21 protein-coding genes are annotated in these 22,524 nt (G+C 64.1%); all 21 read left to right on the plus strand.

Annotated elements, in window-relative coordinates; genetic code table 11:
- Positions 1–13 precede the first annotated feature (13 nt).
- Positions 14–295 (plus strand): RNase P modulator RnpM, encoded by a 282-nt coding sequence (gene rnpM, locus AMA01_RS05655; RefSeq protein WP_067848634.1) that lies wholly within the window; start codon positions 14–16, stop codon positions 293–295.
- Complete coding sequence (locus AMA01_RS13550) at positions 285–734, plus strand: L7Ae/L30e/S12e/Gadd45 family ribosomal protein (RefSeq protein WP_230087840.1); 450 nt, start codon at positions 285–287, stop codon at positions 732–734. Before rnpM ends, AMA01_RS13550 begins: the two co-directional genes overlap by 11 nt.
- Positions 649–3,249: a translation initiation factor IF-2 gene (infB, locus tag AMA01_RS05660; RefSeq protein ID WP_269447886.1), complete on the plus strand. Its 2,601-nt coding sequence runs from the start codon at positions 649–651 to the stop codon at positions 3,247–3,249. Before AMA01_RS13550 ends, infB begins: the two co-directional genes overlap by 86 nt.
- Positions 3,250–3,277: 28 nt before the next feature.
- Positions 3,278–3,634, plus strand: a complete 357-nt coding sequence (rbfA, locus tag AMA01_RS05665) for a 30S ribosome-binding factor RbfA (RefSeq protein ID WP_067848637.1) — start codon at positions 3,278–3,280, stop codon at positions 3,632–3,634.
- Positions 3,635–3,655: 21 nt separating this feature from the next.
- Complete coding sequence (locus AMA01_RS05670) at positions 3,656–4,675, plus strand: DHH family phosphoesterase (protein WP_067848640.1); 1,020 nt, start codon at positions 3,656–3,658, stop codon at positions 4,673–4,675.
- The gene (gene truB, locus AMA01_RS05675) at positions 4,663–5,571 is read left to right on the plus strand and encodes a tRNA pseudouridine(55) synthase TruB (protein WP_067848644.1); all 909 of its coding nucleotides are present in this window, start codon (positions 4,663–4,665) and stop codon (positions 5,569–5,571) included. The genes AMA01_RS05670 and truB overlap by 13 nt, the downstream gene beginning before the upstream one ends.
- Before the next feature lie 4 nt (positions 5,572–5,575).
- Entirely contained in the window at positions 5,576–6,562 is a 987-nt protein-coding gene (locus AMA01_RS05680) for a bifunctional riboflavin kinase/FAD synthetase (protein WP_067848647.1), read from the plus strand.
- A gap of 189 nt (positions 6,563–6,751) precedes the next feature.
- Positions 6,752–7,018, plus strand: a complete 267-nt coding sequence (gene rpsO / locus AMA01_RS05685) for a 30S ribosomal protein S15 (RefSeq protein ID WP_082744002.1) — start codon at positions 6,752–6,754, stop codon at positions 7,016–7,018.
- A 110-nt stretch (positions 7,019–7,128) separates the two neighbouring features.
- Positions 7,129–9,336, plus strand: coding sequence for a polyribonucleotide nucleotidyltransferase (locus AMA01_RS05690; protein ID WP_082744004.1), 2,208 nt, complete (start codon positions 7,129–7,131; stop codon positions 9,334–9,336).
- 61 nt (positions 9,337–9,397) lie between these two features.
- Complete coding sequence (locus AMA01_RS05695; protein WP_067848658.1) at positions 9,398–10,360, plus strand: polysaccharide deacetylase family protein; 963 nt, start codon at positions 9,398–9,400, stop codon at positions 10,358–10,360.
- 48 nt (positions 10,361–10,408) lie between these two features.
- Complete coding sequence (locus AMA01_RS05700) at positions 10,409–11,674, plus strand: M16 family metallopeptidase (protein WP_156468413.1); 1,266 nt, start codon at positions 10,409–10,411, stop codon at positions 11,672–11,674.
- 14 nt (positions 11,675–11,688) lie between these two features.
- Positions 11,689–12,138 (plus strand): dUTP diphosphatase, encoded by a 450-nt coding sequence (dut, locus tag AMA01_RS05705; protein ID WP_067848822.1) that lies wholly within the window; start codon positions 11,689–11,691, stop codon positions 12,136–12,138.
- 122 nt (positions 12,139–12,260) lie between these two features.
- Positions 12,261–13,172: a dipicolinate synthase subunit DpsA gene (gene dpsA, locus AMA01_RS05710; protein WP_067848660.1), complete on the plus strand. Its 912-nt coding sequence runs from the start codon at positions 12,261–12,263 to the stop codon at positions 13,170–13,172.
- Entirely contained in the window at positions 13,163–13,765 is a 603-nt protein-coding gene (locus tag AMA01_RS05715; RefSeq protein WP_067848662.1) for a dipicolinate synthase subunit B, read from the plus strand. The genes dpsA and AMA01_RS05715 overlap by 10 nt, the downstream gene beginning before the upstream one ends.
- Positions 13,766–13,794: 29 nt before the next feature.
- The gene (locus tag AMA01_RS05720) at positions 13,795–14,832 is read left to right on the plus strand and encodes an aspartate-semialdehyde dehydrogenase (protein WP_067848665.1); all 1,038 of its coding nucleotides are present in this window, start codon (positions 13,795–13,797) and stop codon (positions 14,830–14,832) included.
- 19 nt (positions 14,833–14,851) lie between these two features.
- Positions 14,852–16,069 (plus strand): aspartate kinase, encoded by a 1,218-nt coding sequence (dapG, locus tag AMA01_RS05725; protein ID WP_067848668.1) that lies wholly within the window; start codon positions 14,852–14,854, stop codon positions 16,067–16,069.
- A gap of 15 nt (positions 16,070–16,084) precedes the next feature.
- Positions 16,085–16,975 (plus strand): 4-hydroxy-tetrahydrodipicolinate synthase, encoded by an 891-nt coding sequence (gene dapA / locus AMA01_RS05730; RefSeq protein ID WP_067848679.1) that lies wholly within the window; start codon positions 16,085–16,087, stop codon positions 16,973–16,975.
- 20 nt (positions 16,976–16,995) lie between these two features.
- Positions 16,996–18,237: a class I SAM-dependent rRNA methyltransferase gene (locus tag AMA01_RS05735; protein ID WP_067848682.1), complete on the plus strand. Its 1,242-nt coding sequence runs from the start codon at positions 16,996–16,998 to the stop codon at positions 18,235–18,237.
- Between the two features lie 167 nt (positions 18,238–18,404).
- Positions 18,405–20,141: an acyl-CoA dehydrogenase family protein gene (locus AMA01_RS05740; protein WP_231862833.1), complete on the plus strand. Its 1,737-nt coding sequence runs from the start codon at positions 18,405–18,407 to the stop codon at positions 20,139–20,141.
- 7 nt (positions 20,142–20,148) lie between these two features.
- Entirely contained in the window at positions 20,149–21,039 is an 891-nt protein-coding gene (locus AMA01_RS05745) for an NAD(P)-dependent oxidoreductase (protein WP_067848691.1), read from the plus strand.
- A gap of 24 nt (positions 21,040–21,063) precedes the next feature.
- Positions 21,064–22,506, plus strand: coding sequence for a CoA-acylating methylmalonate-semialdehyde dehydrogenase (locus tag AMA01_RS05750; protein ID WP_067848698.1), 1,443 nt, complete (start codon positions 21,064–21,066; stop codon positions 22,504–22,506).
- Positions 22,507–22,524 lie beyond the last annotated feature (18 nt).

Raw genomic sequence — 22,524 nt, forward strand, 5'->3', positions numbered from 1 at the left:
GGGAGGGCGCCCCATGAATCGCGTGAGAAAGGTGCCGCTTCGCAAGTGCGTGGGTTGCCAGGAAATGAAGCCGAAGGCGGAACTCACGCGCGTTGTTCGAACGCCAGAGGGAGACATCGTGCTTGATTCGACTGGCAAGCGAAATGGCCGAGGCGCGTATTTGTGCAGGTCTGAAGCGTGCCTTCAAATCGCCGTCAAGCGAAGGGCGCTGGAACGGGCGCTGAAAGCGGCCATTCCGCAGGAGATCCATGAATCTCTCCGTCGCCAGCTGGTGGGAGACGGAGATGCGCACTGACAAGGAGACCATCTTGGGGCTACTCGGCTTGGCGCGCAGGGCCGGGGCCGTGATCGACGGCCAGAAGCGCGTGTTGGACGCCGTGAAAACGCGGCGAGCCCAATTGGTGATGATCGCGGAGGACGCGGGAGACAATGGCCGAAAGAAACTGACAGACAAGGCGGCGTCGTACGGCATTCAGGTCGTGTGTTTCGGGACCAAAGCGGAGATCGGTCGAGCCATTGGACGGGATACGTCCGGTGCCGTTGCCGTCGTGGAGCCTGGATTTGCGCGCGAGGTCGTGGCGCGGCTTGGGGAATTCCACGGAGGTGGAGCGTTTGACGAAGTTGAGAGTGTACGAGTACGCGAAGCAGATGAACATGTCGAGCAAGGAGATTGTGACGATTCTCAATCGGCTCGGCGTGCCCGTCGCGAATCACATGAGCGTGATGGACAATGAGATGGTTCAAAAAGTGGAGCAGTTCTTCGAAGATGTGAAGCGCCGTGCGGCGGAAAGGCGTGCTCAGGAGATGGAGAAGGAATTGCGCGAGCGTCAGCAGAAGGCGAAGGCCGAGGCGCAGGCAGAACAGACGCAGGGCCGAGCTTCAGCGACGCCGGCGAGCGGAGGGCGCGATCGCCAGGCTCAAGGGCAGCGGGATGTGGAGCACGCGAGCGCAAGCCATCAGGGGCATCCGCCGCGGCGCGAACGCGACGGAGGCAGGGATCGCGGCGGTGCGCAAGGGCGCGGGCGCGATCGGCGTGAAGGAGCGCCGAACGGGTCTGGGGAGCAGCGGCCGGATCAGCGGTCGCGGTCGGATCGACCCGGCGATCGACCCGGCGATCGACCCGGCGGGCAGCGCGGTCCGAATGGCGGTCACGGGCGCAACGGCGCGCCGGGCCAGGGAGATAGGCATCGGGATCATCGAGGAGGCTATGCGGGGCGGCCACAGGGCCAGCAGGGGCACGGCGACCGCCCCAACGGGCGCGGGCGCGACGGTCAGCGTTCCACGCCGGGCAACGGCGGAGGGGCTCGGTTCCCCCGCGCGCCGCGGCCCCCGCAGGCGGTGGCGGCGCAGGCCGCGCAGCAGAAGCCGGTTGCGCCGGGATCGCAGCGCAAGGAGAAGGAGCGCAAGGATCGCGACGGGTATCAGCGCCACGAAGAGTTCAACGAGACGAAGCTCCAGCGGGCGCCGAAGCGTCGCGCGGGCAGGCAGGAGAAGCCCCTGCCGACCGAGGCGACCGTCGAGGGTCCGATGACGGTCGGCGAGTTCGCGAAGCTGTTGCAGCGCGAGCCAGCGGAGATCATCAAGCGCCTGCTGATGCTTGGCGTGATGGCCACCATCAACCAGGACATCGACACGGACACGATGGAACTCATCGGTTCGGACCTAGGCGTCACCGTGCACGTGAAAGAACCGGTTGACGAGGAGGCGCTCGAACTCCTCGTGGAGCCGGATGATCCGTCCGAGCTCGTGTCGCGGCCGCCCGTGGTCACCATCATGGGCCACGTCGATCACGGAAAGACGACGCTGCTGGACGCGCTGCGCGAGAGCCGCGTGGCTGCTGGTGAGGCCGGCGGCATCACGCAGCACATCGGCGCGTACCAGGTTGAAGTCGGCGGTCGGCTCATCACGTTCCTCGACACGCCGGGGCACGAGGCGTTCACCACCATGCGGGCGCGCGGTGCCCAGGTAACGGACGTGACCATCCTCGTCGTGGCTGCGGACGATGGCGTCATGCCGCAGACGGTGGAGGCTGTCAACCACGCGAAGGCCGCCAACGTGCCGATCATCGTCGCCATCAACAAGATCGACAAGCCGGATGCCAATCCGGACCGGGTCAAGCAGGAACTCGTGCAGTACGGCCTCGTTCCCGAGGCGTGGGGCGGCGACACAGTTTTCGTCGAGATCTCCGCGCTCAAGCGCCTGAACCTGGATACTCTGCTCGAGATGGTGTTGCTCGTCGCGGACATGCAGGATCTCAAGGCGAACCCGAATGCGCGCCCGCGCGGCACCGTCATTGAGGCGAAGCTCGATCGCGGCCGTGGGCCGGTGGCGACGGTGCTCGTGCAGAACGGTACGCTGAAGGTCGGGGACATCGTGATCGCTGGCACGACGTATGGCCGCGTCCGCGCGATGGTGAACGAGAGCGGCCGGCGACTGAAGGCCGCGCCGCCATCCACGCCGGTGGAGATTCAGGGGCTCAACGGGGTGCCGCAGGCGGGCGATCTGTTCGTGGTGTACGATGATGAAAAGAGCGCCCGTTCCGTCGTGGAGAAGCGCCTCGAGCGGGAGCGGCAGCAGATGCAGGCCACGGCGCGTGTCACGCTGGACGATCTGTACCGCCAGATCAAGGAAGGCAACGTCGCGGAATTGAATGTGATTGTGAAGGCGGACGTGCAGGGCTCGGTCGAGGCCCTGGTCCAGTCCATCGAAAAGATCAACGTCGAAGGCGTCCGCGTGCGCGTGATTCACAAGGGCGTCGGCGCCATCACGGAATCGGACGTGCAACTCGCCTCCGCGTCGAATGCCATCATCATTGGCTTCCATGTGCGCCCAGATGCGAACGCGCGGCGGGTCGCGGAGCAGCAGAAGATTGACATCCGCCTGTACCGCGTGATTTACGACGCCATCGCCGAAATCGAGTCGGCCATGAAGGGTATGCTCGCGCCTGAGTACAAGGAGGTCATCGTCGGCCATGCGGAGGTGCGCGAGACCTTCAACATCTCGAAGGTCGGCACCGTCGCAGGTTGCTACGTGACCGACGGGCGGGTCCCTCGCGATGCGGACGTTCGGGTGGTGCGCGACGGCATCGTCATTTACGAGGGCAAGCTGTCGTCTCTGCGCCGGTTCAAGGATGACGTGCGCGAGGTGGCGTCAGGCTATGAGTGCGGCCTGACCATCGAGAAGTTCAACGACATCAAGGTGGGCGACGTGATCGAAGCGTTCACGATGGAACAGGTCGCGCGGGTTTGAGAGCCAACGCCGTGGAGGTGCGTGAACGTTGACGCGAATTCGGGCACAGAAAGTGGCCGAACAGATGAAGAAAGAACTCGCGGATCTCCTTCAGCACGAGCTGAAGGATCCGCGGCTTGGGTTTGTCACCATCACGCGCGTGGACGTCTCGGGCGATCTTCAGCACGCCAAGGTGTACGTGAGCGTGTACGGCGCGGAAGAGGCGAAGGAGACCTCGCTCGGCGTGCTGAGCAAGGCGGCGGGGTTCCTTCGCGGCGAGATCGCGCGCAGGCTGCACATGCGTATGGCGCCCGAGCTGGTGTTCAGGCTGGATGAGTCGGGCGAGTACAGCGAGCGCATTGAGCAGGTGCTGAAGTCGCTGAACGAGCATGACGCAAACGATTGAGCGGCCGAGGGGAGTCAGGGGATGACGAGTTGGCAGCCCGAGCCACGGGACAAGGACGCCATCGCGCGCACCGCAGAGGCGCTTCGCGGCCTCGATGATTGGTTGATTGTCACGCACGAGCGCCCGGACGGGGACGCGCTCGGGAGCGCACTGGCGGTGGCCCATATGCTGGATGCGCTCGGCAAGCGATTCGCGATCGCGGCAGGGGAGGCGCTGCCTCCGCGGTTCCGCTTCCTGCCCATGTACGACCGCGTCCAAGCGCTGGAGGATCTAGCTCCGCGCCGGTTTCAGCACATCGTCGCGGTCGATTGCGCGGACGAACAGCGGTTTGCGCCGGTCGCGGCGCTCGTCGCGACCGACCCGTTGATCGTGAACATCGATCACCATCAGACCAACCCCCGTTACGGGTGGGTGGCGTGCGTGGATCCGCTGGCAGCCGCGACCTGCGAGGTGCTGTATCACGTGGCGAGGGCGCTCGATGTGCCGCTCAACGTGGATCTCGCCAAATGCCTCTACACCGGGATTCTCACTGACACGGGTGGCTTCAGCTATCCCAACACGACGCGCGAGGTGCACCAGATTGCCGCGGAACTGCTGGCGAGCGGGGTCCAGCCGTACGACATCGCCGAGCCCGCCCTCGAGGCGCGGACACTCGAGCAGATGAGACTGCTGCAGATTGCCCTCCGCGACATGACTATCGCACCCGACGGGCGGTACGCGTTCATCCTCGTGAGCCAGGAGATGCTGGCGTCCTGCCATGCCAGTGAGGACGACGTGGAAGGGCTCGTTGGCTTTGCGCGATCCGTCGAGACGGTCGAAGTGGGCGTTCTCTTGCGGGAGCGTCCAGACGGGCTCGTCAAGGCGAGCCTGCGTTCGAAGCGGCGCGTTGACGTGGCGGCCATCGCGCAGCAATTCGGCGGCGGCGGTCACGCGCGCGCGGCTGGGTGCGTACTCAAAGGCACGCTCGCAGAAGCGAAGCTGGCGGTGGAATCAGCCGTGATCGCGGCGCTGAGGGAAGTGGATGAGGCGTGCAAGCGCTAGACGGCGTCCTGCTCATCGATAAGCCGGAGGGAATGACGTCGCACGACGTCGTGAACCACGTCCGCCGCAAGCTCGGCGTGCGGCGCGTTGGGCACGCGGGGACGCTCGACCCGATGGCGACCGGTCTCCTAATGATCTGCGTCGGCCGCGTCACCCGCCTGCTGGAGTACCTCGGCGACGGCGACAAGGCGTACGGGGGCACCGTGGTGTTCGGCCTCGGCACGGATACGGACGACGCGGAAGGCGCGGTCGTCGCACAGGCGTCCGCGTTACACCTGGACGTCGCCAAGGTGCGCGAGGCCGCGAGCCAGCTCACCGGCGAGATCCGCCAGCGGCCACCGCAATACTCCGCGGTCCACGTCGACGGCCGCCGCGCTTACGATCTTGCACGCCAAGGTAAAAAGGTGGAACTCCCGGAGCGCACGGTGCACGTGCAGGCGTTCCAGATTGACGATCTCCGGCACGAAGGAGATCTCGCCCTCGCCCGCTTTCACGTGCGCTGTTCCAAAGGCACTTACGTCCGTGCCCTCTGCCGAGATCTCGGCGCACTTCTCGGCGTGCCGGCTCACATGCGCTCGCTTCGCAGACTCGCCATCGGCTGTGCGCGCGTCGAGGACGCTGTCCCGCTCGACGATTGGTTGGCCTCGAATGATCCCGCTTCGCACCTGCGCGATCCGCTGCTGTACCTGGAAGGTCTGCCGATGTGGCGTCCCGCTCGCGACGCGTTGGAGCGCCTCGCCAACGGCCAAGCGGTGGAGTTGGGGCAAGCGCTGTCTGTGTCGCCGGGCGCTCTCGTCCTCGTGATTTACGCCGGCACCGTGGCCGCAGTCGGCGAAGTCGCCGATGGCGAGCCGACCATGGTGCGGCCGAAGAAGGTGTTTTGGAAGAGGGGATGAGTCCGTGGAGTTTGTCATCATGGAGAACCAGGCGCCCGCTTCGCCTGCACCGCAGGTTTTGGCCATCGGGAAGTTCGACGGTGTGCACCTGGGCCATCGGGCCATTTTGAATACAGCCAGGACGCTGTTGGGGCCGGGAGAGCGTCTCGCCGTGATGAGCTTTGAGCCGCACCCAACGTTCGTGCTCACCGGAGACCCGGAGTACGCCAGATGGCTTACCCCTCGCCGCGAACGCGTTCGGCTCTTCACCGAGCTCGGCGTCGACGCGTTTTATGTCGCTCAATTTAACCGCGCATTTCAACAGCTGGAACCGGCGGAATTCGTGGACGGATATCTTGTGCCGCTGCGAGTGCGGTGCGTGGTCGTGGGCCCCGACTTCCGGTTTGGACGAGGTGGTCAAGGCACGGTCGACGTTCTGCGTCAGCTCGGCCATGCGCGAGGCTTCGATGTGCATGTGGTCCAACCCGTGGAGGAACATGGGCACAAGATTTCAAGTTCCCGCATTCGCGAGCACCTTCGCGAAGGTCGTGTCGAGGCGGCGCAGGCGCTTCTCGGACGGCCGTACACCATCTCGGGCGAGGTGGTCCACGGGGACAAGCGCGGCCGGACCATTGGCTTCCCCACCGCGAACCTCGGCGGCATCGATGCGTACGTCTTGCCGAAGACCGGCGTGTACGCCGCGTTTGTCGAAGTGGAAGGCGCGCATCATGCCTTTGCGGCTCATGCGTTTGGCGTGCTGAACGCCGGATATCGCCCGACCGTCGATGGCCGCGTGTTTCAACTCGAGGTGCATCTCCTCGACTTCGACGGCGATTTGTACGGCAAGACGCTTTCCGTCTCGTTTCTCCGGCGCATTCGCGATGAGATGAAGTTTGACGGCCTCGACGCGCTGAAAGCTCAGATTGCCCGCGACTGCGAACTCGCGCGGGCGCTGGTCGGCTTGACCAACAGGGCGTCGGCAATGCCGCCATCTTCCCATGGAGGGCGGTGAAGGAGCCCGGGGCGTCACACGGTGTCCGTGGATGCCAAGCATCGGTTGGGCGATTTCCGAGCCGCTGGCATTCACATGCACGCTGTGGTATAGTGTTGACCGTGTGCGCAACACGATGAACTGCACCGCGGATCAGGAACCTCCGGCCTGTTCTTCGATGCAGCGATTTCACGTTCAAGGAGGACCATCATGCTAGAAGCGGATAAGAAGAAGGAAATCATCGCAAAGTATAAGTTGCACGATCTCGACACGGGTTCGCCGGAAGTGCAGATTGCGCTTCTGACCGAGCGCATCAACTCGCTGACGGAGCACTTCCGCGTTCACAAAAAGGATCATCATTCGCGTCGCGGCCTGTACAAGTTGATCGGCCGGCGCCGCAACCTGTTGAATTACCTGCGCAAGACGGACGTCAACCGGTATCGGCAGTTGATTGAATCCCTCGGATTGCGCCACTGAGACGAGGCGGGCTTCGGCCCGCTTCTTTTGCATGTGTGGTGGAACCCCCGTTTGTACATAGCATGTCATGCGGCGGACGGCCGCTTCGAATGGTAGGAGGTTGGAGATCCATGGTGGTTCGCCATGAGTTTGAACTGGCGGGCCGGCGTTTTGTCTTGGAGACCGGGAAACTGGCCCGACAGGCGACGGCTGCAGTCCACGTGCAGTACGGTGAAACTGTGGTGCTCGCCACGGTCACCGCTTCAAAAGAGCCAAAAGAGCTCGACTTCTTCCCGCTCACCGTGAACTACGAAGAGCGATTGTACGCGGTCGGGAAAATTCCCGGCGGTTTCATCAAACGCGAGGGGCGCCCGAGTGAGCATGCAATTCTCGCGTCCCGTCTGATTGACCGCCCCATTCGACCGCTGTTTCCGGATGGATTTCGCAACGACGTGCAAATTGTCGATCTCGTCCTCTCCGTCGACCAAGACTGCGCGCCGGAAATCGCGGCGATGATCGGTACGTCCGCATCGCTCACCATCTCGGACATTCCCTTCAACGGTCCCATCGGGGGCGTCATCGTGGGGCTGGTGGACGGCGAATTTGTCATCAACCCCACAGTCGAACAGGCTGAAAAGAGCGACCTTCACCTGGTTGTCGCCGGCACGAAGGACGCCATCGTGATGGTGGAGGCGGGCGCCAATCAGGTGCCGGAAGACGTGGTGCTTGAGGCCATCCTGTACGGACACCAGGTCATTCAGACCATCTGCGACGAAATCAACGCGTTTGCCGAAAAGGTCGGTGTGGCTAAGCGCGAGGTAGAGCTTCATCGGGTGGACCCGGATCTGGAGGCTGCCGTGCGCGAGTACGCGACAGACAAGGTGAACGCGGCGGTCCGCAATCCGGACAAGCTCGCGCGGGAAGAGGCGCTCGCCAATCTGAACGCGGAAGTGTTGGAACACTTCAAGGAGAGCTTCCCCGAGAAGGAGGCGGACATCGCCGAAGTCATGCACACCATCCTCAAGGAGCGGGTGCGCGAGGCCATTCTGCAAGAAGGTATTCGCCCTGACGGGCGCCGCCTGGACGAGATTCGCCCCATCTCCTGCGAAGTGGGACTTCTGCCGAGGACGCACGGATCGGCGCTGTTTACGCGCGGCCAGACGCAGGCACTGTCCGTCTGCACGTTGGGCTCCATGGGCGACGAGCAGCTCCTCGACGGGCTGGAAGTTGAAAAGTCCAATCGCTACATGCACCATTACAACTTTCCGCCGTTCAGCGTCGGCGAGGCCAGACCGCTTCGGGCACCGAGCCGCCGGGACATCGGCCATGGGGCGCTCGGTGAGCGCGCGCTCGATCCCGTCATTCCCTCGCCGGAGGAGTTCCCGTACGCCATTCGCGTGGTATCCGAAATCCTCGAGTCGAACGGTTCCACCTCCCAGGCGAGCATCTGCGGCAGCACCATGGCGCTCATGGATGCGGGTGTGCCCATCAAGGCGCCGGTGGCCGGGATCGCGATGGGACTCGTGAAGGAGGGCGACCAGGTCGCCATTCTGAGCGACATCCAGGGTATCGAGGATCACCTGGGCGATATGGACTTTAAAGTGGCGGGCACCGAGCGCGGCGTCACGGCGCTGCAGATGGACATCAAGATCAGCGGCATTGACCGGTCTATTCTGGAGCGCGCACTGAAGCAGGCGCGGGAAGGCCGGATGTTCATCCTGGGCAAGATGATGGAGGCCATTTCGGAGCCTCGCGCGGACCTTTCGAAATTTGCGCCGCGGGTCATCACGGTGAAGATCCATCCCGACAAAATCCGCGACGTGATTGGCCCGGGTGGGCGTGTGATCAACAAGATTATCGAGGAGACGGGCGTCAAGATCGACATCGAGCAGGACGGCCGCGTGTACATTCACAGCACAGACGCCGAGCAGGCGAGCCGCGCCCGCGAGATGGTGGAGAACATCGTACGCGACGTCGAGGTCGGCGCCACGTACAACGGGAAGGTGACGCGCGTCGAGAAGTACGGCGCATTCGTCGAGATCCTGCCTGGCAAGGAGGGCCTCGTGCACATCTCGCAGCTGGATCTGAACCGCGTGGCGAAGGTGGAGGACGTCTGCCAAGTGGGTGACACCCTGACCGTCAAGGTCACCGAGATCGATAACCAGGGGCGGATCAACCTGTCGCGGAAAGAGGTGCTGAAGGCGATGCAGCCGCCGTCGCCGCCTCAGCCCCCGCGCTCCGCGGGCGGACCGGGTCGCGGGCCGCAGGGCGGGCATGCGCGGCGCGATCACGGCCATCCGGCCGGACCCAAGGGAACTCCTCGAACGCCCAACGCCTGATTGGCCGTCTGGGTCTGGAGGCATCCTAATCCGCGTGTAATGCGGATGGAGGGGATGCCTCATGAAGTCCAAGCAAATGGCGCTCGCTCTGTGTGCCACGGCCTGCAGTTGGATGTTCGACGCCGGACGCTTCCTGCGCGCTGACACGTCGCCTCGACCCGCGTCGGTCTTGTCGGCGCGCGTCTGGGAAGAGGCGAGCCGCGCGTGGGCGAATCCGCCCGTCGACGCGAGGCGGGATCGCGTGTGGCACAACATCCCTGGTCTGTCGGGCTTCGCGCTGGACACGGCGGCGAGCGAGCGCGAGACAACGCGAGCGCACGACGGCGCAGTGCACCTCGTGTGGCGCACCGTGCCGCCCAAGGTGAGGCTCTGCGATCTGCCGGCCGACGTGATCTACCGCGGCCCGTCGACAGAAAAATCGGTTGCCCTCATGGTGAACGTGTCCTGGGGCGAGGCGTATGTGCCAAAGATGCTTCAGATCTTACGGGATGCGCACGTGAAGGCGACGTTTTTTATCGACGGCGCATGGGCAAGCAAGTTTCCCGACCTCGTGCGCGCCATCGCCCGAGACGGGCACGCGGTGGAGTCGCACGGATACGGTCATCCGGATTTTCGCCGGCTTGGCGAGGCGAAACTTCGCGCGCAAATCGACGAGACGAATCGAGTGCTCGCGGAGATCACTGGCAAAGCGCCGCGGCTCATTGCGCCGCCTGCTGGATCGTACGATGCACGCCTCGCGCCACTCGCCAAGTCGCGAGGAATGTACGCCATTCTGTGGACGGCGGACACGGTCGATTGGAAGAACCCGCCGCCTGCTGCGATCCTGGAGCGCGTGCAGCGAAACGTGACGCCTGGTGCGCTCGTGCTCATGCATCCGACGGCGTCGACCGTCGAGGCGCTCCCGGCGATGATCCGCTGGCTTGAGGCGCGTGGGTACCGGATGAAGACGGTGGAAGACGTGATCGACGAGCGGCCTGCGGCCATGCCTCCCGTGACGCTTGCGCGGGAGACCATCCGTTCTTGAACGCGGCGCCGCGCGACGGCGTCAACAGCGATGTAGGAGGCCATGCGGTTGACCTATCGAGTGACTTTGAACAACGGGCTGCGCGTGGTGGGGGAAGAGATGTCCTCCATCCGCTCGGTGAGCCTGGGAATCTGGGTGGAGACCGGTTCCCGCTATGAATCCCAGAGCGAGAATGGCATCAGCCACTTTCTTGAACACATGTTCTTCAAGGGCACGTCGCGCCACTCCGCCAAGGAACTGGCGCATTTGTTTGACGATCTCGGCGGACAGGTGAACGCGTTCACCGCGAAGGAGTTCACCTGCTTTTACGCGCGCGTGCTCGACGAGCATTTTTCCACGGCGCTCGAGACGCTGGCGGAGATGCTCACGGACTCGCGCTTTGCGCCCGAGGAGATGGAGAAGGAGAAGCGCGTCGTGATCGAGGAGATCCGGATGTACGAGGACACGCCGGATGAACTCGTCATGGACCTGATTGCGCGTGGCGTCTATGGAGATCATCCGCTCGGGTACACCATTCTCGGCCGCGACGAAAACCTGCTCCGCTTCTCTCGGGAGGATCTCGTCCGGTACGTGGACCGGCACTACCAGCCAGAGCGCATGGTGGTCTCGATCGCGGGCCATGTTCCACAGGACGTGGCGATTCGCGAGGTGGAGCGCGTCTTCGGCGGCTGGGGCAAGGGTGTGAACAAGGCGCCTGCGCTGGCGCCTCCGCCATTCCGCAAGACCGTCACCACGGAGGACAAGGATATCGAGCAGGTTCACATCTGTCTGGCCGCGCCGGGCTATCCGGCCGGATCGCGCGAATTGTATCCGTTGCTTCTGCTCAACAACGTGCTCGGAGGTACGCAATCCTCGCGCTTGTTTCAGGAAATTCGCGAGGAGCGCGGCATGGCCTACGCCGTGTACTCGTTTCACAGCGGGTACCGCGATGCGGGCATGTTCGGCATCTACGTGGGCACGTCGCCGGAGACGGCTGAAGAAGTGCTGGCGCTCGTGCAGCAGGTCACGGCGCGCATGTGGCAAGCGCCCATGTCTCGCGACGAGCTCGAAAAGGCGAAGCGGCAGGTGAAAGGGGCGCTCATGCTCGGCCTCGAGAGCTCCGGCAGCCGCATGAGCCGGCTGGCGAAAAACGAGATTCTGCTCGGCCGCGAGGTGCCGCTCGAGGAGACCATCGCGGGTATCGAAGCGGTCACGCCGGAAGACGTCCAGCGCGTGGCGGAGGACGTGCTGAGCCATGGTTTCGCCCTCGCGGCCGTCGGTCCGCTTGCCGAATTCGCGTTCGATCGCGCCGCAAAGGTGTGTGTGCCGTCGTGATGGACGAGTGGGTGATGGACGTCCGCGTCAAGATGGTATCGCCGCTTCTCACCGCCGACGACCTACCGCGATATGCCACGCAAGGCTCGGCCGGGCTGGATCTGCGCGCGTGCTTGGATTCGCCTCTGATCATAAGGCCGGGCGAGATCGCGCCCGTGCCGACGGGACTCGCCATTCAATTGCCTCGCCGCGACGCCGTGGCGCTGGTGTTCGCGCGAAGCGGGCTCGCCGCGAGGCATGGCATCGCGCTGGCGAACGGCGTCGGGGTGATCGACAGCGACTACACGGGCGAGATCGTCGTGCCGCTCATCCATCAAGGCGCGCAGGACTTCGTGCTGCAGCCAAAAGAGCGCATCGCACAGCTCGTCATTGCCCCCATCTATGTGGCGCGACTCGTGCCGGTGGACGATCTCGGCCCGACGGCGCGCGGCGGCGGTGGATTTGGCTCCACCGGTCGCCTGTAAGACGGTCGACAAAATCGCGTTTCCGAAGACCCAGGTGCCCGTGCACCTGGGCTTTTTGCGTTTTCACCGCCCGTGGGCGCGTGTCATAAGCTATGGCGCATGCCAATCGCGAGGTGAGGTCGATGCTCACGGGAAAACATCTGGTTTTCGTCGGCGGCGATCGTCGCCAGCTCGAGGTCATCGCGCAAATCACGGACAACGACGCCAGTGCGACGCTGATTGGATTCTCCGATCTCGGTCGCACGTTTGCCGACACCACGTTCGCCGAGCCAAGCGACGCGATCTTCGCCCAGGCGGACGCCCTTGTCCTGCCCGTGGCCGGCATGGATGACGACGGGCGCGTCGAAACCTCGTTCGCACCTCATCCCGTGGAGTTGAAAGAGTCGCATTTTCAGGCCATGCGGCCAGGCACCTTTGTGTTCACGGGCATCGCGCACCGCGCGCTGACAGAGTGGTGCGACCGCTATTCGCTGCGGCTTGTGAAGCTCATGGAGCTCGACGAGGTGGCCATTCTCAACTCCATTCCGACCGCTGAGGGCGCCATTGCCATCGCCATGCAGGAGACGGACATCACGCTGCACGGCGCCAAAACCGTCGTGCTCGGGTTCGGGCGTTGTGGCCAGACACTCGCGCACAAACTTCACGCGATGGGTGCCGTCGTACACGTCTGCGCGTCCGATCCGCGCGATCTCGCCCGGATCCACGAGCGGTCGCTCGTCCCCGTCTCGCTCAGGCACATCGAGCACGCCGTCCACGACGCCGATATCGTGTTCAACACCATTCCCGCCATGGTGCTGCCGGCGGCTGTGCTCAAGCGCATGCGCCGAGACGCGGTCATCATTGACATCGCGTCGAAGCCGGGCGGCACTGACTTTCGATACGCGGAGCGGCGCGGCATCAAGGCCATTCTCACGCCAAGCCTGCCAGGGCTCGTGGCGCCGAGGACGGCGGGGCGAATCATCGCGGCATCCATCACGCGCATGCTGGCGGACGACGAAGAAGCGGAGTTCGAGGAGGAAGAACTATGGATCTGAGCGGCAAGACCATCGGCTTCGGAGTCACAGGGAGCCACTGCACCTATGAGGAAATTTTCCCGGAGGTCAAACGTCTGTGCGATCTCGGCGCGCGCGTGGTGCCGGTGTTTTCGCATCACGTCATGAATACCGATACGAGGTTCGGGCAAGCGGGGGAGTGGGCTCAAAAAATCGAGGAAGTCACGGGCAACAGGGCCATCACCACCATTCCCGAAGCTGAGCCACTCGGGCCGAGCAAGGCCCTTGACGCCTTCGTGATTGCGCCGTGCACAGCCAGCACCTTGAGCAGATTCGCTCAAGCCAACACCGATTCCCCTGTGCTCATGGCGGCCAAGGCCACGCTGCGCAATGGCAGGCCTGTCGTGGTTGCCATCTCGACCAACGATGGGCTAGGCTTGAGCTTGTACAACATCGCCACCCTCATGAACGCGAAGAACGTCTATTTTGTGCCGTTTGGCCAGGATGCGCCGCATGTTAAAATGAATTCGCTTGTTGCGCTCATGCGGCTCATTCCAGACACGATCGCCGCCGCGATGGAAGGGCGCCAACTGCAGCCCGTTCTCATCGAACGCTGGCGTGAAGACAGGCCCTGAGCGCGCATCTTGGGAGAAGGAGTCTGGGGATGGAGAGAAAAAACCGCTATCGCATGGCGATTCTCGGGGCGACGGGGGCCGTGGGCAGGCGCATGCTCTCGACCTTGGAGCGCCGCGGAGTGCCTGTGGAAGACATCCGCTTGTTGGCCTCGCCTCGTTCTGCGGGAACCACCATTTCGTTTCGTGGCGAGGATCTCGTCGTGGAGGCCGTGTCGCCCGAATCCTTCGAAGGGGTGGATATCGCGCTGTTCAGCGCCGGTGCGTCCGCCAGTGCGGAATGGGCGCCCGTCGCGGTGGAGCGAGGCGCCGTCGTGATCGACAACTCGTCGGCGTTCCGGATGCACGAGGACGTGCCGCTCGTCGTGCCGGAGGTCAACCCGCACGCCCTCGCGCACCATCGCGGCATTATCGCGAATCCGAACTGTTCCACCATTCAGTTGGTGGTGGTGCTTCATGCGCTGCGCGAGTTTGGCCTCGAGCATGTGACCATTTCGACGTACCAGGCTGTGAGCGGCATGGGACAGCGCGCGATCGACGCGCTCTTGGAGGAGGTCCAGCGGACGCAGGCAGGTGAATCCGACGTCACCACGGTGTTCCCGGTTGTCAAGCAGGACCGCCACGTACCCATGGCGTTCAACGTCGTTCCGCAGTGCGACATCTTCCTCGACAACGGCTACACGAAGGAGGAAATGAAGCTCGTCAATGAATCGCGCAAGATTCTGGAATTGCCTTCGCTGCGGGTGACACCGACCGCGGTGCGGGTGCCTGTTCTGTACGGGCATGCGGAGTCGGTCTCCGTTCGCTTCCAGCAGCCCGTGACCGTGGAGCAGGTGCGAGAGCGCCTGGCAAACGCGGAAAACGTCGTCTTGGTTGACGATCCGGCGTCCTACTCCTATCCGCATCCTCGCCTGGCGGAGGGGCGCGGAGAGACGTTCGTCGGTCGCATCCGACAAGATCTGGATGATCCCTGCGGGGTCCTCATGTTCATCGTCGCCGACAACCTGCTGAAGGGCGCGGCGTGGAACGCGGTGCAAATCGCCGAAAAGCTGATGGAGATGGCGCGTTGAGCGAAGGAGTCGAACCGCTGTGAAAATTGTGGTGCAGAAGTTTGGGGGCACGTCGGTGGCGACACCCGAGACGAGGCGGGCGGCGTATCGCCATGTGGAGCGCGCACTGGACGAAGGATATGCGGTGGCCATCGTGGTCTCCGCCATGGGGCGGCGGGGAGACCCGTACGCGACGGACACGCTTCTCAGCCTGCTCGATTCGGGGGATGGGGCGGGGCGCGAACCCCATCCGCGCGATCGCGACCTTCTGATGAGCTGCGGCGAGATCATCTCGGCGGTGCTGTTCGCGCACGAGCTTCGCGCTCGGGGTCACCAGGTGCGCGTCTTCACGGGAGCGCAGGCCGGGATTGTCACCTCGGACGACTTCGGCAACGCGCGCATCCTGGACGTGCGAACGGATGGCCTGCGGGCCGCGCTAGCGGCGGGCGAGATCGCGGTGGTGACGGGATTCCAGGGAAGTACGGAATCGGGCGACGTGACCACGCTCGGGCGAGGCGGCAGCGACACGACAGCTACGGCGCTCGGCGTCGCGCTCGGGGCGGAGGTCGTGGACATCTTCACCGACGTCTCGGGCATCATGACCGCGGATCCGCGCATTGTCGAGGACGCGCGCCAGTTGCGCCAGGTGACGTATACTGAGATTTGTAACATGGCGTACCAGGGGGCGAAGGTGATTCACCCGCGGGCCGTGGAGCTCGCGATGCAGGGCAACGTGCCCATTCGGGTGCGGAGCACCCTTTCGGACGATCCCGGCACGCTCGTGACGCAAGCCGCCTCGCATCTCGAACACGGCCGCGTGATGGACCGCTACGTCACCGGCATTGCACATACGCCCAACGTCACGCAGATTCGCGTGCGCGGCGAGGGCATCGGGGCGTCGTCCATTTTCCGCCTGATGGCGGAACACCGCATCTCCGTGGACTTCATCTCGGTGACGCCTTCGGAGGTCGCGTTCACGGTGCCGGACGCGCTCGCGGACGCCGCCGTTCACCATCTGTCTCAGCTCGGCTACCGCGTCGAGACGCGCTCCGGATGCGCGAAAGTGTCGGCCGTGGGCGCGGGCATGATGGGCGTGCCCGGCGTGATGGCTCGAATCGTGGACGCGCTGGCGGAGGCCGGGATCGAAATCTTGCAGTCCGCGGATTCGCACACGACCATCTGGGTGCTCGTGGATGGAACTCAGATGGAAGACTCGGTTCGCGCTCTTCACCGCGCCTTCCAGCTTTCGGGAACCTGAACAGGGGAGATGCGTATGGATTTTGGAAGCCTGATCACGGCGATGGTCACGCCCTTTGATGCCACGGGTGCGCTCGACGAGGGACGGCTGCGGCGGTTGGTGGATCATCTGATTGACACGGGCACGACCGCGGTCGTGGCGTGTGGGACGACAGGTGAATCCCCTACCCTGAGCCACGCGGAAAAGCTGCGCCTCTTCGACGCTACCCTCCGGGCGGTGGACGGCCGGATCCCGGTCATCGCGGGCACGGGGACGAATTCGACCAAGGATTCGATTGAGCTCACGCTCGAGGCGGCCCGGCTTGGCGTGCAGGGTGTCATGCTCGTGACGCCGTATTACAACCGCCCATCGCAAGAAGGGCTGTACTTGCACTTTGCCAGCATCGCGGAGTCCACCACTTTGCCCGTCATGTTGTACAACGTGCCGGGGCGGACGGGGGTGAACCTTCAGCCACAGACTGCGCTTCAACTGGCGGCCATTCCGAACATCGTGGCGCTTAAGGAGGCGAGCGGCGACTTTTCGCAGATTCTCCGCATTGCGGCCGAGAAGCCGGACGACTTCCTGCTCTACAGCGGGGATGACAAGTTCACGCTGCCGATGCTCGCCATCGGCGCAGCGGGCGTCGTGAGCGTCGCGGGCCACGTCGTAGGCCGGCAGATCCGCACGATGATGGATCTGTTCTGGCAAGGGCAGGTGGACGAGGCGGCTTACTGGAGTGCAAGGCTGTTGCCCGTCTTCGAGGCGATGTTCATGGAGGCGAGCCCGGCCCCGGTAAAGGAGGCGCTCTCCATCGTGGGGATCGACGTGGGCTCCGTTCGTTCACCGCTTGTGCCGGCCTCGAAGGCGCTCCGCGAGCACCTGTATACGCTTTTGAACGCGCTCGGCGTCATCGAGCCAAGCGCATGACAGAGAGGAGAGACGGGCTGTTGCCAACGCGCCTCGTCTTGCGCCGCGATCGAAGGCGGCGCTTGGAACAAGGTCATCCCTGGATTTATCGCTCGGAGGTGGAGCGGGTGGAAGGCCCGCTCGCTCCCGGCGATCTCGTCGATATCGTCAACCACCAAGGCGCCTTTTTGGCCCGCGGCTACGCGAATCCTCAGTCGCAGATTTTTGCCCGCGTTCTGACGTATCGGCCGAGCAAACCCATTGACGCCGACTTTTTCATCCGGCGCTTTCACCAGGCGCAGGAATACCGGCGCAGGTTTCACCCACAAGCGCTCGCCTATGGTCGCGCGGTCTACGGCGAAGCGGACTTTGTGCCTGGACTCGTCGTGGATCGGTTCGGCGAGGTGCTCGTCGCGCAGGTGCTGACGGCGGGGATGGAGCGGCTGTTCGCCCAAGTGCTTGAAGCGCTCGTCGCAGTGTACAAGCCTGCCGGGATCCTGGCGCGAAACGACGTGCCTGTGCGAGCGCTGGAGGGGCTGCCTCTGGTGGTGGAGACGGCCTACGGCGAGGTCCCCGACGTGGTCGACGTGATCGACAACGGCCTCACGTTTTCGGTGGATCTTCGCGAAGGCCAAAAGACGGGGTATTTTTGGGATCAGTCGGAGAACCGGGCGGCGATTCGCCCGCTCATGACCGGCTGGAGGGCGAGGCGCGAACTGTTCGGCGAGGACCCGGTCCATGTGGACGGCGCCCATGTGCTCGACTGCTTCTGCCACACGGGCGCGTTCGCCGTGCACGCGCTGCACTATGGGGCCGCGCGCGTCACAGCGGTGGATATCTCCGCAGACGCGGTGGAACTCGCGCGGCAGAACGCTCGCCGAAACGGCGTGCTGGATGGTGCGGAGTTCGCCGTGGCCAACGCGTTCGATTACCTGCGCGAACAGGATGCGCGCGGCGCGCGTTACGACGTGGTCATCCTGGATCCCCCGGCGTTTGCGAAATCCCGCCAGTCCATCGAGAGCGCGGCGAGAGGCTACAAGGAGATCAATCTGCGCGCCATGCGCATCCTGCGGGAGGGCGGCTTCCTCGTCACGGCGAGCTGTTCGTACCACATGTCGCCCGATCGGTTTCGCGAAACGGTCCTGGACGCGGCGATCGATGCCCACAAGGTGCTGCGGGTCGTGCGAGACGCGCGCGCCGCAAGCGATCACCCCCAAATCGCCGGCGCGGCGGAGCAGCACTACCTAAAGTTTCTCGTCTACGAGGTGCGCAGTCGGCGGTGAGCCGACTGCGCCGGACCCTTGCGCTCAACGTCGCCGTCGGGGTATAGTGAATCTATACAATGATTGCATAATGTTGTTCGCGCGCCGCGCCATGCGGGACGCGTAAGGCTTTAACTCAATTGAAACCGCTTGCACAAGCGGTTCGGCGGAAGGGGATGCGTCGCACGGTGGATGTCATCCAAGAATTTCACCCAGGTCTGAAACGCGCACTGACGCCGGAGATCCGAAGCGACGAACATGATCTCATCGAGGAGACGGCCCGCGCCTTTGTGGAGCGAGACGTGCTTCCGCGCATGGAGGCCCTCGAGTCGGGCGACATCGGCCTGCTGAAAGCGCTTTATCGACAGGCCGGGGAACTGGGCCTCATCGGCGTGGATCTGCCGGAGGCGTACGGCGGGCTGGAACTAGATCCCCTGTCGTCCCTGCTGGTATCCGAGGCGCTCGGAGAAACGGCGGGATTTGGCGTGTCCATCAACATTCACAGCGGGGTCGCACTTCACCCAATTCTCTATTTCGGCGATGAAGCGCAGCGTTCTTCGTATCTTCCGCGGCTTGCGGCGGGCGAAGTCATCGCGGCGTACGCGCTGACGGAACCGGATGCGGGTTCTGATGCGCTCCACGGCAAGACCAGCGCGCGCCCGGACGAAGGGCGCGGATGCTACGTGCTCTCTGGACAAAAGCAGTGGATCTCGAACGCGCGCGTGGCCGGCGTGTACGTGGTGTTCGCGCAGCTCGCCCATCGTGGCATGACCGCCTTCGTTGTGGACCGAGATCGACCAGGTGTCTCCGTGGGCAAGGAGGAGCACAAGGTGGGCATTCACGCGAGCCCGACGGCCTCGCTCATCCTCGACGACGTGGAAGTACCGGAGTCGGCCCTGCTCGGCGCGCCCGGCCATGGACACCGCATTGCACTTTCGGTTCTCAATCTGGCGAGGCACAAGATGGCGCTGTACGCGCTGGGCCAAACGCGCCGAGCCATCCGGATTGCAGCGGCGTATGCCAAGGAGCGCCGCCAATTTGGCGTGACCATCGCCTCGCTCGGCATGATCCGGGAAAAGCTCGGCTACATGGCGGCGCGGTACTTTGTGGCGCGGAGCGCGGCCTATCGAACGGCGGGCGAACTCGCCCCGGGCAAGAAGCAGGCACTTGGTCTCGCGCTCCGGGCGGATCTCGAGCCGGAGATGAAGGTGCGCGGCGTGGCGTCGGCTCTGTCGTCGTGCATCGCTGCGTGTTCGCTCAACAAGGTGCTTGCCACGGAAGTTCAGGCGTTCGCCATCGACGAGGCGGTGCAGATTCACGGCGGCTATGGCTACATGGAGGACTACGAGATTGCGCGGATGTACCGGGACGCGCGGATCACCCGCATCTTTGAAGGGACGAACGAGATCAACCGACTGGCCGTCGTACGGGATGTGCTTTCGTCTCGCGCTCGTGAAGCAAGCGCTTGTTCATTGAGCGATCCTTCGTCGCAAGCGGCATCGCCGTCTTTGGCCGCTCACCTCCCCGCAGGCCGCCTCCGCGCGACGCTCGAGGGGGCGGAGCAGGTGCTTCGGTCCATGAAGACGGGGTTCGATGCTGTCGTCGAGGCGGCAGTCGCCCGTGAGGGCGAGAGACTCGTGGATCACCAGCCGCTCGTGCGCCGCCTGGCGGATGCCCACATGTGGATGTACGCGTTTGAGTCCGCGCTTGTGCGGGTCGCTCTCGCCGCGGACGGACGAGGGCCCGCGCGCGATCTCGGCGCGGAGCTCGCCGCAGTCGCCTGGGCGGACGCCGTTCGCCTTGGCTTCACACCGCTCCTCGAGGCCGCGCGCCACGTCGGCGTGGAGTTGCACGACTTGGCGTATCCAGACGAAATTGGCCAACTTCAGGCCATCGCAGAGTACGTATTGGATAGGGTGAGGTGAAAGGATCATGGAAAAACCGGTGGTTGGATTTTTGGGGCTCGGCAAGATGGGGCTGCCCATGAGCCTGAATTTGGTGCGCGGCGGGTATGAAGTGTACGGCTACGACGTCGTGCAGCGATCTCGAGACGCGTTCGCGCAAGAGGGCGGCAAAGCGTGTGAATCCGCTCTCGACGTGGTGCGCGCGGCGGACGTGTTGTGCGCGAGCCTGCCAGGGCCCGCAGAAGTGACCCAGGTGTTCGGCGAACTCGTGAGCCAGGAGGGGCGCGCGGGGCAGCTTGTGATTGACTTCAGCACCGTGTCGCCTCAGGTCAACCATCGAGTCGCTGAGGCGCTCGCGAACCGCGGCATCGACTATCTCGGCGCCCCGGTCTCGGGCGGCGTCGAACGAGCGGTGGACGGGTCACTCACCGTCATGGTGGGTGGGGCGAAGGCGGCCTTTGACCGCGCGAAGCCGCTACTTGACCTCATCGGCCAAAACGTGTTTCACATCAGCGAGGACGTTGGCGCCGGATCGGTGGTGAAGTTGGTCAACAATTACTTCATTGGATATTACACACTTGCGGTGGCCGAGGCCCTCACGCTCGCAGGCGAGATGGGGATGGACTTGGAGCAGTTGTTCTCCATTCTCAGCGTGAGCTACGGGCAGAGCCGAATCTACGAGCGCAACTGGAAATTGTTCATTTCGAAGGATTTTTACGAACCCGGCTTCACCACGAGGCTTCTCATCAAAGACCTGCACCTCGCCAAGGATATGGCCGCCGCCAAGGGGCTCGATCTGCCGATGACGGACGTGCTCATCGGCATGTACGAAAAGGCCGCGGCGCGCGGATATGCCGATCTCGACATGGCCGCCGTGTATCGTTACATCCAGGAGGTCAAGAACGAACGCCAGGCGTGATCGCAAGGAAAGAGGGGAACGTGCATGCGACGCTTGAACAACTATTTGAATGGAAGTTGGGTGGAAGTTGAGAGCGAAGGCGCCGTACCGGTCTACAATCCCGCGACGGGCGAGGTGATCGCCGAGACGCCGCTTTCGACGCACGCCGACGTGGCGCGGGCCGTCGAGGGCGCGAAGCGGGCGTTTGCATCGTGGAGCCGGGTGCCCGTCGTCAAGCGGGCTCGGGTGTTATTCGATTTTCTGGCGAAGCTGAAGGCGGAGCGGGACAACATCGCGAAGATGATCACGACGGAGCACGGAAAGAGCTACGTGGATGCGCAAGCCGAGGTGGATCGCGGCATCGAGGGCATTGAGCACGCCCTGTCCGCGCCCACGCTGATGATGGGCGAATCGCTCGCCGAGGTGTCCGAGGGTCTGGAGCAGACGTACTACCGATATCCCTTGGGCGTTGTCGCGAGCATCACGCCGTTCAACTTCCCGGCCATGATACCCCTCTGGGTGATGGGGTGGGCGGTGGTCACTGGCAACGCGCTGATTTTGAAGCCGTCGGAGCAGACGCCGATGACCACGCTTCGCCTGATCGAGATGTTCCACGAAGCGGGGCTGCCGTCGGGTGTGCTCCAGGCGGTGAATGGCGGCAAGGAGGCCGTGGACGCCATCCTGACGCATCCTGAGATTGTCGCCGTGAATTTCACCGGCTCCACGAGGACGGCCGCCTACGTGTACGAGACGGCCGCGCGCCACCACAAGCGGGTGCAGGCCTTCGCGGGCGCGAAGAACCACGCCATTGTGCTTGAGGACGCGGTGCTCGACCCGACCGTCGACGGCATTCTGCGCGCGGCGTTTCACAACGGGGGTCAGCGCTGCATGGCCACGTCCGTCGTCGTGGCCGTGGGCTCCGTCGCGGATGAAGTGGTGGAGCGGCTGGCGGAAGGCGCGCGGCGCATGAAGATTGGCCACGGTTTTGAGGAAGGTGTCGACGTCACGCCGCTGATTCGAAAGGAACATCGCGATCGCGTCCGGGCCTACGTCGACGAGGCCGCGATGTCTGCGCGGCTCGTGGTCGACGGTCGGCCGGCCATCGAGGAACATCCCGAAGGATTTTATCTCGGCCCGTGCCTGCTCGATTGCGTCACGCCTGACATGCGCGTCTGGCAGGAAGAGCTGTTCGGCCCCGTGCTCTCTGTCGTGCGGGCGCGCGATCTCGACGAGGCCATCGCCATCGCGAATCGCTCGCGCTACGCGAACGGCGCGATCGTCTACACGCAGAGCGGCAAGGCCGCACAGGTGTTCCGCGATCGCATCGACGCTGGCATGGTCGGGGTGAACGTCAACGTGCCGCTGCCCGTGGCCTTCTTCCCGTTCGGCGGGCACAAGGACTCCTTCTACGGCGTGACAGGCGAGAACGGCAAGGAGCTCGTCCAGTTCTTCACGCGGAAGAAGGTCGTCTCGACGCGGTGGTTTTGACTTCAAGCGAGGTGGACT

This window comes from Alicyclobacillus mali NBRC 102425 (genome assembly GCF_001570745.1).
Lineage (GTDB): Bacteria > Bacillota > Bacilli > Alicyclobacillales > Alicyclobacillaceae > Alicyclobacillus > Alicyclobacillus mali.